This is a genomic window from Zoogloea oleivorans (genome assembly GCF_008107625.1).
Lineage (GTDB): Bacteria > Pseudomonadota > Gammaproteobacteria > Burkholderiales > Rhodocyclaceae > Zoogloea > Zoogloea oleivorans.
On the sequence record NZ_SDKK01000001.1, the window covers coordinates 18336 to 33906 of the forward strand.

The following is a 15571-nucleotide window of genomic DNA, read 5'->3' on the forward strand; positions in this document are numbered from 1 at the left end:
TGCGGGATGTCTGAATCCCACGCCCCCCGTTTCATCCACCTGCGACTCCATACCGAGTACTCGATCTCCGACGGGATCGTGCAGGTGGACAGTGCCATCGCCCGTGCTGCCGCCGACGGCATGCCGGCCCTCGGCATTTCCGATCTGGCCAACCTGTTCGGGATGGTCAAGTTCTACAAGGGCGCCCGCGGCAAGGGCATCAAGCCCATCGCCGGCGTCGACTGCTGGATCACCAACGACGTGGAGCGCGACAAGCCGACCCGCGTGCTGCTGATCTGCAGGAACCGCAAGGGCTACGGCCAGCTGTGCGAACTGCTGACCCGCGCCTTCATCGAGAACAAGTACCGCAGCCGTGCCGAGTTGCGCCGCGAATGGCTCAACGCCGAAACCGCCAGCGATCTGCTGTGCCTGTCCGGCGCGAAGGATGGCGACATCGCCCACGCGCTGGCCAACGGCAACCCGCTGGTCGCCGAAAAGCTGGCCGCCGACTGGGCGCAGCGCTTTCCGGATGCCTTCTACATCGAGATCCAGCGCGCCGGCCATCCGGGCACCGAGGCCTACATCCGCGAGGCGCTGCACATTGCCGCCACGCTGAACCTGCCGGTGGTGGCCACCCACCCGATCCAGTTCACCCGGCCCGAAGACTTCAAGGCCCATGAGGCGCGCGTCTGTATCGCCCAGGGCTACGTGCTGTCCGACAAGCGGCGCCCGAAGGACTTTACCGACCAGCAGTATTTCAAGACCCAGGACGAGATGTGCGCGCTGTTTGCCGACATCCCCGAAGCGCTTGAAAACAGCATCGAGATCGCCCGCCGCTGCTCGCTGACCGTGCAGCTGGGCAAGAACTTCCTGCCCCAGTTCCCGACGCCGGAGGGCATGACCCTCGACGACTTCCTGATTGCCGAGGCCAAGAAGGGCCTGGAGGAGCGTCTCGCCGAGCTGTTCCCGAAGGAGGAGGTGCGCGAGCAACGCCGCGAGGAGTACGAAAACCGCCTCAAGTTCGAGACCGACACCATCATCCAGATGGGCTTTCCGGGCTACTTCCTGATCGTGGCGGACTTCATCAACTGGGCCAAGCACAACGGTGTGCCGGTGGGCCCGGGGCGGGGTTCTGGTGCCGGTTCGCTGGTGGCCTACAGCCTGCGCATCACCGACATCGACCCGCTGGCCTACGCCCTGCTGTTCGAGCGCTTCCTGAACCCCGAGCGGGTATCGATGCCCGACTTCGACATCGACTTCTGCCAGGACAACCGCTACAAGGTCATCGAATACGTGCGCGCCCACTACGGCGCCGACGCGGTGAGCCAGATCGCCACCTTCGGCACCATGGCCTCGAAGGCCGTGGTGCGCGACGTGGGCCGCGTGCTGGACTTGCCCTACGGCCTGTGCGACCGCCTCTCCAAGCTGATTCCGGTGGTGCAGAACAAGCCCCTGTCGCTGGCCGACGCCCGTGAGCAGGAGCCGCAGATCAACGAGCTGATGGCCGATGGCAACGACGGCGAGTCGATCCAGGAACTGTGGAGCCTCGCCGAACCGCTTGAGGGCCTGACCCGCGGCGTCGGCATGCACGCCGGCGGCGTGCTGATTGCGCCGGGAAAACTCACCGACTTCTGCCCGCTGTACATCGCCGACGGCGACGACGCCACGCCGGTGTCGCAGTTCGACAAGGACGACGTGGAGGCCGTGGGCCTAGTGAAGTTCGACTTCCTGGGCCTCCGAAACCTGACCATTATCGAGCTGGCGCTGGAGTATGTGGCGCGCCTCACCGGCAAGCGCCCCGACCTGATGAGCCTGGGTTTCGAAGACCCGGCCGCCTACCAGATCCTGCGCGACGCCAACACCACGGCGATCTTCCAGGTGGAATCGGAGGGCATGAAGAAGCTGCTCAAGAAGCTCGCCCCCGACCGCTTCGAAGACATCATCGCCGTGCTGGCCCTCTACCGGCCGGGCCCGCTGGGTTCCGGCATGGTGGACGACTTCATCCTGCGCAAAAAGGGCCAGCAGGCCATCGACTACTTCCATCCGGACCTCACCGCCTGCCTGTCGCCCACCTACGGGGTGATCGTGTACCAGGAACAGGTGATGCAGATCTCCCAGATCATCGGCGGCTACACGCTGGGCGGCGCCGACATGTTGCGCCGGGCGATGGGCAAGAAGAAGGCCGAGGAGATGAACAAGCACCGCGAGATCATCGCCGCCGGTGCCAAACAGAAGGGCTACGACCCGGCCCTGGCCGAACAGCTCTTCGACCTGATGACGAAGTTTGCCGAGTACGGCTTCAACAAGTCGCACACGGCCGCCTACGCGGTGGTCACCTACCACACCGCCTGGCTCAAGGCTTACCACTGCTCGGCCTTCATGGCGGCGACCATGTCGTCCGACCTGGACAACACGGATACGATCAAGATCTTCTACGAAGACACGATCGCCAACAAGATCGTCGTGCTGCCGCCGGACGTGAACCAGTCCGACTACCGCTTTGTGCCCACCGACGCCAAGACCATCCGTTACGGCCTGGGCGCCGTGAAGGGCGTGGGCGAGCCGGCGGTGCGGGCCATCATCGCTGCCCGCGAGGCTGGCGGCCCCTTCAAGGATCTGTTCGACTTCGCCTGCCGCGTGGACAAGCGCATGGCCAACCGGCGCGTCATCGAAGCCCTGATCCGCGCCGGCGCCTTCGACACCATCGCGCCGGAGCAACCCGCCGACCGCCACAAGCTGCTGGCCAGTGTCGGTATCGCCATCGAAGCGGCCGAGCAGATCGCCGCCAATGCCATGCAGAGCGGTCTCTTCGATATTCCCGGCGAAGCCGCGCCGCCGATGGCCGACTACGTCAAGGTGCGTCCGTGGGGCGAGCGTGAGCGCCTCAAGGAGGAAAAGCTGGCTATCGGCTTCTTCCTGTCGGGTCATCCGTTCAACGCCTTCAAGGAAGAGGTGCGCCGTTTCGTGCGCCGCACGCTCACCCATGTCGAGCCGAGCCGCGATCTGGTGACCATGGCCGGTGTGGTGATGGAAGTGCGCGCCAAGATGACCGCCCGTGGCAAGGTGGCCTTTGTACTGCTCGACGACGGCACGACCCCGCGGGAGGTGTCGGTGTTCTCGGAAAACTACGAGAACAACCGCCATCGCATCGTGGTGGACGAGGTGCTGATCGTCGAAGCCAAGGTCAGCAACGATGACTTCTCCGGCGGTTACCGCATCGTTGCCGACAAGCTGATGACCCTCGGCGAAGCCCGTGGCCGTTTTGCCCGGGCGCTGCAGATCCGCCTCAACGGTGAAGTAGGTGAGGCCGGCGGTGCCGCGGCCGCTGCCGAGCGTCTGGAGAGTTTGCTGACGCCCTTCAGGCAGGGCGAGTGTCAGATTCGTGTGCGTTACCGCAATGCCAGCGCGGAAGCTGATTTTCCCCTGGGGGCGGGCTGGCGCATCCGGCCCGATGACAGCCTGCTCGAAAGCCTGCGCGAGTGGTTGCCGCCGGAGTCGGTGGAAGTGATCTACTCTTGAGCGGCATCTTTCTCGATGCCGGCCTGGTCGACGGGCTGGTGGACAAGGCTCGGACGGCGTCGCGGCGGCGCTGTCACCACACTCTGCACACCGATCTGAACGCTCCGGCCCAGCGCCTGCTGGTGGCCATGGAGCCGGATTCCTACGTGCGGCCTCATTGCCATCTGGACAGCGCCAAGGCAGAAACCCTTGTCGTGCTGCGCGGCCGGCTCGGTGCGCTGATTTTCAGCGTCGAGGGGCAGGTGCTGGAGGCGCGGGTTCTCGCTGCCGGTGGCGCCTGCATCGGCTATGACGTGCCGCCCGGCGTCTGGCACAGCATTGTTGCGCTGGAGAGTGGAACGGTTTTTCTGGAGGCCAAGGCCGGCCCCTACGTGCCCCTGGACGATGGCGAGTGGGGCGGTTGGGCGCCGCAGGAAGGCTCGCCGGAAGCGCCGGTCTACCTTGCATCGCTGCGCCGGCAGTGTCCGGATTGAATGGCCGGCCGCACGTGTTCAGCCAGGCTTGGCCGGACTGAAGTCCGACCCATAGAGATGGGTTTTGTGGGTCGGACTTCAGTCCGACAACATGGGTTCAGCGACGTGGCGCGCGCGGCGGGTCTTGTGGGGGCTTGTTTCAGCCCGCCAGGAGGGGTGCCGCCGGCAGGCGGCCCCAGCGCAGCAGTTCGGTAACGGCCTCCGCCGGCAGGGGCGGGCTGAACAGGTAGCCCTGTGCCGCCGTACATCTTTCGTCGCGCAGGAAGTCCATCTGCTCGGGTGTTTCGGTGCCCTCGGCAATCACCTCGAGGCGCAGGCTGCGCCCCAGCTGGATGATGGCCCGCACAATGGCGGCGTCGTCCGGGTCTTCGGCGATGTCGCGAACGAAGCTCTGGTCGATCTTCAGGCGATCGACCGGGAAGCGCTTGAGGTAGGCCAGGCTCGAATAGCCGGTACCGAAATCGTCGATGGACAGGCGCACCCCCAGCGCCTTGAGGTGGCCGAGGGTGGCTTCCACGTCGGGGCCGGACTGCATCAGCAGGGATTCGGTCAGTTCGAGTTCCAGCCAGGTGCCAGCCAGGCCGCTGTCGGCAAGGGCTGTGGCCACAGTGGCTACGATGTCGGCCCGGCGGAACTGCAGGGCCGACAGGTTGACCGCCACCGGAACGGCTGGAAAACCCTGGTCCTGCCAGCTGCGGGCCTGCCGGCAGGCTGTTTGCAGCACCCATTTGCCGATCGGCACGATGAGCCCGCATTCCTCGGCGAGAGGAATGAAGCGCGCCGGTGAAATGCTGCCCATGCTTTCGCTGAACCAGCGCAGCAAGGCTTCCATGCCGATGATGCGGCCGCTCTCCAGGTCTACCTGGGGCTGGTAGTAGAGCGTGAATTCATTATTTTCCAGGGCCCGACGCAGGCCGTTTTCGAGGTGCAGCCGCTCCAGGGCATTGACGTTCATGCGTTCGTCGAAGAAGCGGTAAGTGTTTCGGCCGCTTTCCTTGGCGTGATACATGGCGGTGTCGGCGTTCTTCATCAGGCTCTCGACCGTTGTCCCGTCCTCTGGGTAAAGGGCGATGCCGATGGAGAAGGAGGTGCCCAGCTGCTGGCTGTCGATGTCGAAGGGCTGGCGCAGGCGATCAAGGATTTTTTCGGCGGCCCGTGCTGCGTCGTCGGGCGTGTCCATGCCGGTGAGGACGATCAGGAATTCATCCCCCCCTTGCCGGCTGACGGTGTCCGTCTCGCGGATGCAGCCGGTCAGGCGCAGTGCAACTCCCTGCAGGAGCTGGTCGCCCATCATGTGGCCGAGGGAGTCGTTGATGGTCTTGAAACGGTCGAGGTCGAGGAACAGCAGGGCGATGCGCTTGCCGTGGCGGGCGGCGCTGGCGAGGGCTTGTTCGAGACGATCGTGGAGCAGGGCGCGGTTGGGCAGGCCGGTCAGGGCGTCGTGCTGGGCCAGGAAGGCGATGCGCGCCTCGGAGGCCTTGCGCTCGGTGATGTCGGAGAAAACCGCCACGTAGTGAGTGATGCGCTCGGCCTTGTCGCGCACGACGCTGATCGACAGGGCCGAGGGGTAGAACGTGCCGTCCTTGCGCCGGTCGTGGACTTCGCCCTGCCAGAAGCCGTGGGTGTTGATGTCCCGCCACATGGCTTCGTAGAAGTTATGCTCGTGGATGCCGGACTTGAGCAGGCGGGGGGTGGATCCGATGGCTTCCTCGGCGGAGTAACCGGTGACTTCGGTGAAGGCCCGGTTGACCGACAGGATGCATTGTCGTGCGTCTGTGACGATGATTGCCTCGACGCTGTTGCGGAACACGGTCCAGGCCAGCCGCAATTGTTCTTCGCTGTCCCGCCGGGCGGTGATGTCGGCGAGGGTGGTCACCACGGCGCGCGGTGTGTCGGAGTCTTCCTCGAAGAGAGGGACCGAGTTGGTCCACAGCCAGCGCCGGGTGCCGTCCTTGCGGTCGATGCCGAGGGTGCCTGCCTGGGGGCGCCCCGTTGCCAGCGCCTGCATGGCCGGAATTTGCTCGATGTCGGCCGGCTCTTCGCCTTCGGTGAGGTAGGTGATGAGGCCGTTGTGCATGTCCCAGTTGCGCATCTCCTCTTCGCTCAGACCCAGGATCTCGGCGGCTGCCGCGTTGTGCATGAGGAGTACGCCGTGGGCATCGCGCATGATCACGCCTTCGCCCATCGAGGCGAGCAGGGTGCTCATGCGTGTTTCCCGTTCGCGCAACTGGGCCTCGGTGTTGCGTCGGTCGGTGATGTCGAGGCAGGAACCGATGTAGCCGGCAAACTCGCCGGACTGGTCGTAGATGGGCCGTCCGGTGTCGATGATCCAGCGGTACTCGCCGTCGTGCCGCTGCAGCCGGTATTCCATCTCGAACGGAGTCCGGACTGCGAAATGCTCCAGGTAGGTGCCGACGCAGCGATCGAAGTCTTCTGCGTGGATGCCCAGGGTCCATCCGTCGCCGATCTCCTGCTCCAGGCTGCGGCCGGTGAACTCCAGCCAGGTCTGGTTGAAGTAGCTGCACTTGGTGTCCGTATCGGCACGCCAGATCAGGGTGGGAAAGCGCTCGAACAGGGTGAGCGGGAAATCCCAGATGTCGCTGCTTGTGGAGACGGGAGGGGGAGCCACGGTGATGTCGGAGGTAGGGGTTGGTGACTGGACGAGCAGGTGTTCGGGGTGCCCATTCTATCCTCTCATCATTCAGATGTTGTTTTCATCCATGAATCTCGGCAGCAGATTGCGGGCACGGGCGAGGGCACTATAGACGTCGCCGCAGATATTGTTGCCGCCGATTTCGTCGGCGAAGCCGGAGCGCGTGATCAAGGATTCGGGCTGTTTGCTGAGGTTGCACAGGATCAGTATGCAGCCCTTCTTGTGGAGGTTCTTGCTCAGGCTTTCGAGACCTTCCAGGCCGGTGGTGTCGAGGCTGACGAGATGCTGCATTTCCAGGATGACAATTTCCGGATGGCGGTGCACCGGGTCAAGGAGGGTTTCGAGCTTGTGTATCGCGCCGAAGAACAGGGAGCCGTAGAGCGAGTAGGCCACCACGCGTGGCGAACCGTCCGGGTAGAGGAATTCCGGCAGCATCGACAGCTCGGAGAGCGGCAGGCGCTCGACGCGGGTCAGGTCGGACATGCGGTAGATGAAGAACAGGCTGGCCAGCACCATGCCGAGTTCGACCGCCAGGGTCAGGTCGAACAGAACGGTGACCAGGAAGGTGGTGAGCAACGTGGTCCGGTAGGTCACTGCAAAGCGGGTCAGCCCCTTGAACTCGTGCCATTCGCCCATGTTGATGGCAACCACGACGACGATCGCCGACAGGGTGGCCAGCGGAATGTGCTTGGCAAAAGGGGCGAACACCAGCACGACGGCCAGCAGTACCAGCGAGTGGACAATGCCGGCCACCGGCGTCCGTCCGCCGGTGCGCACGTTGGTGGCGGTGCGGGCAATCGCGCCGGTGGCGGCAAAACCGCCGAACAGCGGCGCCACCAGGTTGGCGATGCCCTGGGCGATGAGTTCCTGGTTGGGGTCGTGGCGGTCGTCGATGGCCGAGTCGGCGACGCGGGCCGACAGCAGCGATTCGATGGCGCCCAGCAGGGCGATGGTAAGGGCTGGCGAGATCAGCTTGCCGAGGGTCTGCAGGGACAACTCGGGCAGGCCGAAGGTGGGCAGGTCCTGGGGAATGCCGTTGAAGCGGCTGCCGATGGTTTCCACCGGGAGTTGCAGGACCGCGTTGACGGCCGTGGCGAGCACCAGCACACCCAGCGGGCCGGGCATGCGAGCGAGGATCTTGAAGCGTACAGCCAAACGGTTCCACGACAGCAGGACGATCAGCGAGGTGACCGACAGGGCTACCGTGGGGATGTCGATGGTGTGCAGGTGGCTGAACAGGGCCTTTACCTTGCCGAAGAACTCGCCGGGCAGGTGTTCGATCGTGAGGCCGAGGAAGTCTTTTATCTGGGCGAGGAAGATCACCACGGCGATGCCATTGGTGAAGCCGATTACCACCGTTTTGGGGATGAAGCGGATCAGGTTGCCGAGTCGGAAGACCCCCATCGCCACCAGCATCGCCCCGGCCAGCATGGTGGCGATGAGGAGGCTCTGCACCCCATAGTCCATGACAATGCCGTAGATGATGGGAATGAAGGCGCCGGTGGGGCCGCCGATCTGCACGCGGGAGCCGCCGAAGACGGAAATCAGCAGGCCGGCGACGATGGCTGTCCAGATGCCGGCAGTCGGAGACATGCCGGAGGCGATGGCGAAGGCCATGGCCAGGGGCAGGGCGAGGACGCCGACCGTCAGGCCGGCGGAGGCGTCACGACTGAACTGCGCCCCGTTGTAGCCGGGCAGGGTGTCGAGGAGCTTGGGGTGAAACGATATTTTTTTCATGAGGCCTCCGCAATTGAGGGAACAGCAGCGTGGCGCCATCCGGCGCAGCTTGCGGAGGGGTTATGCCGGGCCCGGTGCGATGCTGGACGAACCAGCGTTTACAGGCAGTAAGTGGCATCAGGCTCCGTCGGATCTCAGGAAAACTTGCTGTCGTTGGCGGCCTTGCCGCTGGAGGACGCGCTATGCAGGACCTCCACCAGCATCTTGATGGCCGAGACGAATACGGTGGCAATGCCGACGCCGAGACAGATCCAGGCCTGCATGCGGTTGGCCGGAAAACCTGCGAGGATCGACGCGCGATCCTCCATCAGGTAGGCCGCGCCCAGGGCGAGGATGAACACGCCGATCATGTCGACAGCGGCCCAGCCCCAGAAGGCCGGGGTCAGGCGGGGGAGGGACGAAGTGCTTTTTTCCATCGTGGCTACCCAGTATGAGCGTTATGTCTGACGCTGCGCTTACTTGACACGCATGCCCGGGGTGGCGCCTAGATCGGGCGACAGGATGAAGAGGCCCGGGGTTTCACCCGAGGCGTCGGAGGCGGCCAGCACCATGCCCTCGGACATGCCGAACTTCATCTTGCGCGGAGCCAGGTTGGCCACCATGACCGTCATGCGGCCGACCAGCGTGGCCGGGTCATAGGCCGACTTGATGCCGGCAAAGACCTGACGCGGCTTTTCTTCGCCGATGTCGAGCTGCAGGCGCAGCAGCTTGGCGGCGCCTTCGACGTGTTCGGCCGAGACAATTCTGGCGATGCGCAGGTCGACCTTGCCGAAGTCGTCGATGGAGATGAAGGGCTCGAACTCGCTGGCCTCGGCGGTTTCGGTGGCCGCAGCATGGGCCTGATGCTGGGCGTGGCGCTGTTCGGACGAGGCCGCCTTGGCTTCGGCCTTGGCCGGCTTGGTGTCGGTGGCTGCCGGGGCGAGGGAGTCGCGGTTGGCGTCCAGCAGGGCGTCGACCTGCTTGCGTTCGATGCGCGTCATGAGGTGGCTGTAGGTGCCGATGGCGTGGCCGGCGGGCAGCGGGGCGAGCAGGTTATCCCAGGCAAACGGGGCGATGTTGAGGAAGCCTTCGGCCTGTTCGGCCAGCTTGGGCAGCACCGGCTTGAGCAGGCCGGTGAGAGCCTTGAAAATGTTGATGGCGGTGGTGCACACCTCGTGCAGGCGCGCTTCCTGGCCTTCCTGCTTGGCCAGCTCCCACGGCTTGTTGTCGTTCACGTAGCCGTTGGCCCGGTCGGCAAATTCCATGATCTTGCGCAGCGCGCGGCTGAAGTCGCGGGCCTCGTAGGCGGTGGTGACTTCGTCTACGTTCCAGTCGAGGGCGAGGGCTGCGTCATGGGTGCCGAGCTTCCCGTCAAACCGCTTGGCGATGAAGCCGGCGCAGCGGCTGGCGATGTTGACGAACTTGCCGACCAGATCGGAGTTGACCTTGGCGATCATGTCGTCGAGGTTCAGGTCCACGTCTTCCATGGTGGCGTTGGACTTGCCGGCGAAGTAGTAGCGCAGCCATTCCGGGTTGAGCTTCTGTTCGGTGTAGCTGCGGGCGGTGATGAAGGTGCCGCGGCTCTTGCTCATCTTGGCGCCATCGACGGTCAGGAAGCCGTTGACGCACAGCTGGGTAGGCGAGCGGTAGCCGGCGAAGTGCAGCATGGCGGGCCAGAACAGGGCGTGGAAGTACAGGATGTCCTTGCCGATGAAGTGGATCAGCTCGGTGCCGGCAGCCGCGGCCGGGCCGGCTTCGGTGAAGGCGGCCACGTCGATGTCGCCGCGCTTGCCGGCGAGGTTCTTGAAGCTGGCGAAGTAGCCGATAGGTGCGTCGAGCCACACGTAGAAATACTTGCCCGGGGCATCCGGAATCTCGAAGCCGAAGTAGGGCGCGTCGCGGGAGATGTCCCAGTCGGACAGCTTGTTTTCGCCGCTGTCGCCGAGCCATTCCTTCATCTTGTTGGCGGCCTCCTGCTGCAGGCGGCGGGAGCCGTCGGGCGTGCTGCCCTGGGTCCATTCGCGCAGGAATTCGACCGCGCGCGGGTCGGACAGGCGGAAGAAGTAGTGCTCGGAGGTCTTGAGCACCGGCTTGGCGCCGGACACTGCCGAGAACGGGTTCTTGAGTTCGGTGGGGGCGTAGGCGGCGCCACAGGATTCGCAGTTGTCACCGTACTGGTCGGCCGCGCCACACTTGGGACATTCGCCCTTGATGAAGCGGTCCGGCAGGAACATTTCCTTCACCGGGTCGTAGAATTGCTCGATGGAGCGGGTGTCGATGAGCTTGGCGCTGTCGCGCAGGCGGGTGTAAACGTCTTCGGCGTACCAGCGGTTTTCGTCGCTGTGGGTTGAGTGATAGTTGTCGAAGGCGACGCCGAAATCGGTAAAGTCACGCAGGTGTTCGCCATGCACGCGGTTGATGAGCTGTTCGGGCGTCAGGCCTTCCTTTTCGGCACGCAGCATGACCGGCGTGCCGTGGGTGTCGTCCGCGCACACGTAGTGCACCGTGTTGCCGCGCATGCGCTGGTAGCGCACCCAGATGTCGGCCTGGATGTAGCCGACCAGGTGTCCGAGGTGGATGTCGCCGTTGGCGTAGGGCAGGGCGTTGGTGACGAGGATCTTGCGCGGGGTTGTCATGGGCGGGGCCTGGTGCGGAATTGTTCTGAGTCCGGCATTCTAGCAAAGCGATTCCCCCATCGCGGAGCCGCCGGGTTTTCGGTAAACTGGAGTAAATTACTCGGGTTTGTATTTGCCCGGCCTTTTTTCATGTTCTCTTTTTTCCGCCGCTCGCCGGCCCCTGACACCATGAGTCTCAGTGAACAAAGCGTCCTCGACAGCCTCAAGCAGCTGGCCGACCCCAATACCGGCAAGGATTACGTCTCCTCCCGCGCAGTGAAGAACCTGCGCGTCAGCGGCGCCGACGTGTCCTTCGACATCGAGCTGGGCTATCCGGCAAAGACCCAGATCGACGCGATCCGTCAGGCGGTGATTGCTCAGGTTCGCACTGTTCCCGGCGTCGGCAACGTCAGCGCCAACGTGCACACCAAGATCGTCGCCCACGCGGTGCAGCAGGGCGTCAAGCTGCTGCCCGGGGTGAAGAACATCATCGCCGTGGCTTCCGGCAAGGGCGGTGTCGGCAAGAGCACGACGGCCGTCAACCTGGCCCTGGCGCTGGTCGCCGAAGGCGCCACCGTCGGCATGCTCGACGCCGACATTTACGGCCCGTCGCAGCCCCAGATGCTGGGTATTGGCGGTCAGCGTCCCGAATCCCACGACGGCAAGAGCATGGAGCCGCTGGAGGCCCACGGGCTGCAGGTGATGTCCATCGGCTTCCTGGTGGATGTGGAAACGCCGATGGTGTGGCGCGGCCCGATGGCTACCCAGGCGCTCAACCAGCTCCTCAAGGAAACCAACTGGCGCGATCTGGACTACCTCGTCATCGACATGCCGCCGGGCACCGGCGACATCCAGCTGACCCTGTCCCAGAGCGTGCCGGTGACCGGTGCGGTGATCGTCACCACGCCGCAGGACATCGCCCTGCTGGATGCCCGCAAGGGCCTCAAGATGTTCGAGAAGGTCGGCGTGCCGATCATCGGCATCGTTGAAAACATGAGCATCCACATCTGCTCCAAGTGCGGCCACGAAGAACACATCTTCGGCACCGGCGGCGGTCAGAGCATGTGCGACGACTACGGCGTGCCCTTCCTGGGTGCCTTGCCGCTGGATATCCAGATCCGTCAGGAAGTGGACAGCGGCGTGCCTACCGTAGTGTCGGACCCGGATGGCCGGGTGTCGGATATTTACAAGAGCATCGCCCGCAAGGTGGCGATCACGATTGCCGAGCGCTCCAAGGACATGAGCAGCAAGTTCCCCAACATCGTGGTGCAGAACACGTGAGCGGTGCTGGACGATGGATGGCGGCCGGCCTGCTGGCGCTGGCAACGGTGGGCCTTTCGGGCTGCATCGTGGGTGCGGTGGTCGGGACGGCGGTGGATGTGGGCGTGGAGGTGGTGAAGATCCCGTTCAAGGTCGGCAAGGGCGTGTACGATGCCGTCAAGGACGATCCGGAGCCTGCCAAATTGCAGGACTCGTCGTCGTCGGTGGCATCCGGGCGCCGTTAAGGGTTTTTCAATACTTTTTCCGCTGGCCTCTGCATGTAGAATGCCGGTCTTTGCATTCTTGCAGGGGCCCAGCGTGAGCATCAAATCGGACAATTGGATTCGCCGCATGTCGGAAGGCGATGCGCGAATGATCGAACCCTTTGCCCCGGAACTGGTGCGCCAGAACGACAGCGGCAAAATCGTCTCGTATGGCACCTCGAGCTACGGCTACGATGTGCGTTGCGCCAACGAATTCAAGATATTTACCAACATCAACTCCACCATCGTCGACCCGAAGGCCTTCGATGAGCGCAACTTCGTCGATTTTGTCGGCGACGTGTGCATCATTCCGCCGAACTCCTTCGCTTTGGCACGGACGGTGGAGTATTTCCGCATCCCGCGCAACATTCTGACCGTGTGCCTCGGCAAGTCCACGTATGCCCGTTGCGGCATCATCGTGAACGTCACGCCGCTGGAGCCGGAATGGGAAGGTCACGTGACGCTGGAGTTCTCCAACACCACACCCTTGCCGGCCAAGATCTACGCCAACGAGGGCATCGCCCAGATGCTGTTCTTCGAGTCCGACGAGGTATGTCAAACCTCCTACAAGGATCGGGGTGGTAAATATCTGGGACAGACTGGCGTTACCCTGCCGAAAATCTGAAATACTCTGCAGTTAGAGTAGTACACCTCGGGCGGACTATGCGCAGCCACGCAAGTCCGCCCAAAGCTTTTTGTTGATCCGCCCGCGCTAAAAACGGGCATCGAGGAGCCGTGCATGCAATTCAATTTTCCGGTCATCGTCATCGACGAGGATTTTCGTTCGGAAAACACGTCCGGTCTGGGCATTCGCGCCCTGTCGGAAGCTATCGAGAAGGAAGGGCTGCAAGTCCTCGGCGTGACCAGTTATGGTGACGTGTCTTCCTTCGCCCAGCAGCAAAGCCGTGCTTCGGCCTTCATCCTGTCCATCGACGATGAAGAGTTTTCCTCGCTGGAAGCCACCGAAAAGGCGATTGCTGATCTGCGCGCCTTTGTTACCGAGATCCGTTTTCGCAACGAGGAAATCCCGATCTTCCTGTACGGCGAGACGCGCACCTCGCGGCACATCCCCAACGACGTGCTGCGCGAGTTGCACGGCTTCATCCACATGTTCGAGGACACGCCGGAGTTTGTGGCTCGCCACATCATCCGTGAAGCCAAGTCCTACCTGGATTCCCTGCCGCCCCCGTTCTTCCGCGCGCTGACCCACTACGCTGCCGATGGCTCGTATTCGTGGCACTGCCCCGGTCACTCCGGTGGCGTGGCCTTCCTGAAGAGCCCGGTCGGCCAGATGTTCCACCAGTTCTTCGGCGAAAACATGCTGCGTGCCGACGTCTGCAACGCGGTGGATGAACTCGGTCAGCTGCTCGACCACACCGGCCCGGTAGCCGCTTCCGAGCGCAACGCGGCGCGCATCTTCCACGCCGATCACCTGTACTTCGTCACCAACGGCACGTCCACTTCCAACAAGATGGTGTGGCATTCGACGGTGGCGCCGGACGACATCGTGGTGGTGGACCGCAACTGTCACAAGTCGATCCTCCACTCGATCATCATGACCGGGGCGATTCCGGTGTTCCTGACGCCGACGCGCAACCACTTCGGCATCATCGGCCCGATTCCGCTCGAAGAATTTCAGCTCGACAACATCCGCCGCAAGATCGAAGCCAACCCCTTCGCCCGTGCGGTGAAGGACAAGAAGCCGCGCATCCTGACCATTACCCAGTCCACCTACGACGGCATCCTCTACAACGTGGAAACCATCAAGGAGCTGCTGGACGGCGAGATCGACACCCTGCACTTTGACGAAGCCTGGCTGCCCCACGCCGCCTTCCACGACTTCTATGGCGACTACCACGCCATGGGGGCCGACCGGCCGCGCTGCAGCGAGTCGATGGTCTTCTCGACCCAGTCCACCCACAAGCTGCTGGCGGGCTTGTCGCAGGCTTCACAGATCCTCGTGCAGGAATCCCAGACCCGCAAGCTCGACCGGGACATCTTCAACGAAGCCTACCTGATGCACTCGTCCACTTCGCCCCAGTACTCGATCATCGCCTCCTGCGACGTGGCGGCGGCGATGATGGAAGCCCCGGGCGGCACCGCGCTGGTCGAAGAATCCCTGGCCGAGGCCCTCGACTTCCGCCGCGCCATGCGCAAGGTGGATGAAGAATGGGGTGCCGACTGGTGGTTCAAGGTGTGGGGCCCCGATTACCTGGCCGAAGAAGGAATGGGCGAGCGTGAAGACTGGATGCTGCGTGATTCCGAGCGCTGGCACGGTTTCGGCAACATCGCGGCGGGCTTCAACATGCTCGACCCGATCAAGGCGACGATCATCACCCCGGGCCTGGATGTGGGCGGCGACTTCGCCGACGACTTCGGCATTCCGGCGGCCATCGTCACCAAGTATCTGTCCGAGCATGGCGTCATCGTCGAAAAGACCGGCCTGTACTCCTTCTTCATCATGTTCACCATCGGCATCACCAAGGGCCGCTGGAACACGCTGCTGACTGCGCTGCAGCAGTTCAAGGACGACTACGACAAGAACCAGCCCCTGTGGCGCGTGCTGCCGGAATTCATCGCCAAGCATCCGCGTTACGAGCGCATCGGTTTGCACGACCTGTGCCAGCAGATCCACGACATCTACAAGCAGAACGACGTGGCTCGCCTGACCACCGAGATGTACCTGTCGGACATGATTCCCGCGATGAAGCCGGCCGATGCCTTTTCCAAGATGGCCCACAGGGAAATCGAGCGCGTCGCCATCGACGATCTGGAAGGCCGCGTCACCAGCGTGCTGCTCACGCCCTACCCGCCGGGCATCCCGCTGCTGATCCCGGGCGAGTGCTTCAACAAGACCGTTGTCCAGTACCTGCGCTTTGCGCGGGAATTCAACGACCGCTTCCCCGGCTTCGAGACCGACGTGCATGGTCTGGTGAAGGAAGAGCGCGACGGGCGCATCCACTACTACGTGGATTGCGTCAGGGGCTAACGGTTTCTGGGCTGGAATGCAAAAACGCCACGGCAAAAACCGTGGCGTTTTTTGTAGGTCGGACTTCAGTCCGACTCCGCACGCTCAGCCCTTTGAGCCGGGAT

The 15571-nt window shown here is 63.6% G+C and carries 10 protein-coding genes; 6 read left to right on the top strand and 4 right to left on the bottom strand.

All coding sequences use genetic code 11. The annotated features are described in order from the left end of the window. Window positions 1-6: 6 nt before the first annotated feature. Complete coding sequence (dnaE, locus tag ETQ85_RS00075) at window positions 7-3498, top strand: DNA polymerase III subunit alpha (RefSeq protein WP_148577094.1); 3492 nt, start codon at window positions 7-9, stop codon at window positions 3496-3498. After that, window positions 3495-3971 (top strand): WbuC family cupin fold metalloprotein, encoded by a 477-nt coding sequence (locus tag ETQ85_RS00080; RefSeq protein WP_148577095.1) that lies wholly within the window; start codon window positions 3495-3497, stop codon window positions 3969-3971. Before dnaE ends, ETQ85_RS00080 begins: the two co-directional genes overlap by 4 nt. A gap of 139 nt (window positions 3972-4110) precedes the next feature. Here ETQ85_RS00080 and ETQ85_RS00085 read toward each other — a convergent pair whose 3' ends face one another. The 4 genes from ETQ85_RS00085 to metG form a co-directional block, all read right to left on the bottom strand. Next, window positions 4111-6600 (bottom strand): sensor domain-containing protein, encoded by a 2490-nt coding sequence (locus ETQ85_RS00085; protein WP_148577096.1) that lies wholly within the window; start codon window positions 6598-6600, stop codon window positions 4111-4113. Window positions 6601-6672: 72 nt separating this feature from the next. Further along, window positions 6673-8361, bottom strand: a complete 1689-nt coding sequence (locus ETQ85_RS00090) for a SulP family inorganic anion transporter (RefSeq protein WP_148577097.1) — start codon at window positions 8359-8361, stop codon at window positions 6673-6675. 134 nt (window positions 8362-8495) lie between these two features. Next, entirely contained in the window at window positions 8496-8777 is a 282-nt protein-coding gene (locus ETQ85_RS00095) for a hypothetical protein (protein ID WP_148577098.1), read from the bottom strand. Window positions 8778-8816: 39 nt separating this feature from the next. Continuing rightward, window positions 8817-10976 carry a methionine--tRNA ligase gene (metG, locus tag ETQ85_RS00100; protein ID WP_148577099.1) on the bottom strand — a complete coding sequence of 720 codons (2160 nt, stop codon included), beginning with the start codon at window positions 10974-10976 and terminating at the stop codon, window positions 8817-8819. A 168-nt stretch (window positions 10977-11144) separates the two neighbouring features. Between metG and apbC the strand changes: the two genes are divergently transcribed. The 4 genes from apbC to ETQ85_RS00120 all read left to right on the top strand — a co-directional run bounded on the left by apbC (window position 11145) and on the right by ETQ85_RS00120 (window position 15467). Next, complete coding sequence (gene apbC, locus ETQ85_RS00105) at window positions 11145-12236, top strand: iron-sulfur cluster carrier protein ApbC (RefSeq protein ID WP_148577100.1); 1092 nt, start codon at window positions 11145-11147, stop codon at window positions 12234-12236. Then, window positions 12233-12460, top strand: coding sequence for an NF038104 family lipoprotein (locus tag ETQ85_RS00110; protein WP_222862007.1), 228 nt, complete (start codon window positions 12233-12235; stop codon window positions 12458-12460). The genes apbC and ETQ85_RS00110 overlap by 4 nt, the downstream gene beginning before the upstream one ends. Before the next feature lie 73 nt (window positions 12461-12533). Beyond that, the gene (gene dcd / locus ETQ85_RS00115; RefSeq protein ID WP_148577101.1) at window positions 12534-13103 is read left to right on the top strand and encodes a dCTP deaminase; all 570 of its coding nucleotides are present in this window, start codon (window positions 12534-12536) and stop codon (window positions 13101-13103) included. 114 nt (window positions 13104-13217) lie between these two features. Further along, on the top strand, window positions 13218-15467 hold the full coding sequence (locus tag ETQ85_RS00120; RefSeq protein ID WP_148577102.1) for an arginine/lysine/ornithine decarboxylase: 2250 nt from the start codon (window positions 13218-13220) through the stop codon (window positions 15465-15467). Window positions 15468-15571: the final 104 nt, after the last annotated feature.

Coding starts and splice junctions, on each gene's coding strand:
- dnaE (WP_148577094.1), top strand. CDS start 7: ATGTCTGAATCCCACGCCCCCCGTTTCATCCACCTGCGACTCCATACC.
- apbC (WP_148577100.1), top strand. CDS start 11,145: ATGAGTCTCAGTGAACAAAGCGTCCTCGACAGCCTCAAGCAGCTGGCC.
- ETQ85_RS00120 (WP_148577102.1), top strand. CDS start 13,218: ATGCAATTCAATTTTCCGGTCATCGTCATCGACGAGGATTTTCGTTCG.
- ETQ85_RS00095 (WP_148577098.1), bottom strand. CDS start 8,777: ATGGAAAAAAGCACTTCGTCCCTCCCCCGCCTGACCCCGGCCTTCTGG.
- ETQ85_RS00090 (WP_148577097.1), bottom strand. CDS start 8,361: ATGAAAAAAATATCGTTTCACCCCAAGCTCCTCGACACCCTGCCCGGC.
- metG (WP_148577099.1), bottom strand. CDS start 10,976: ATGACAACCCCGCGCAAGATCCTCGTCACCAACGCCCTGCCCTACGCC.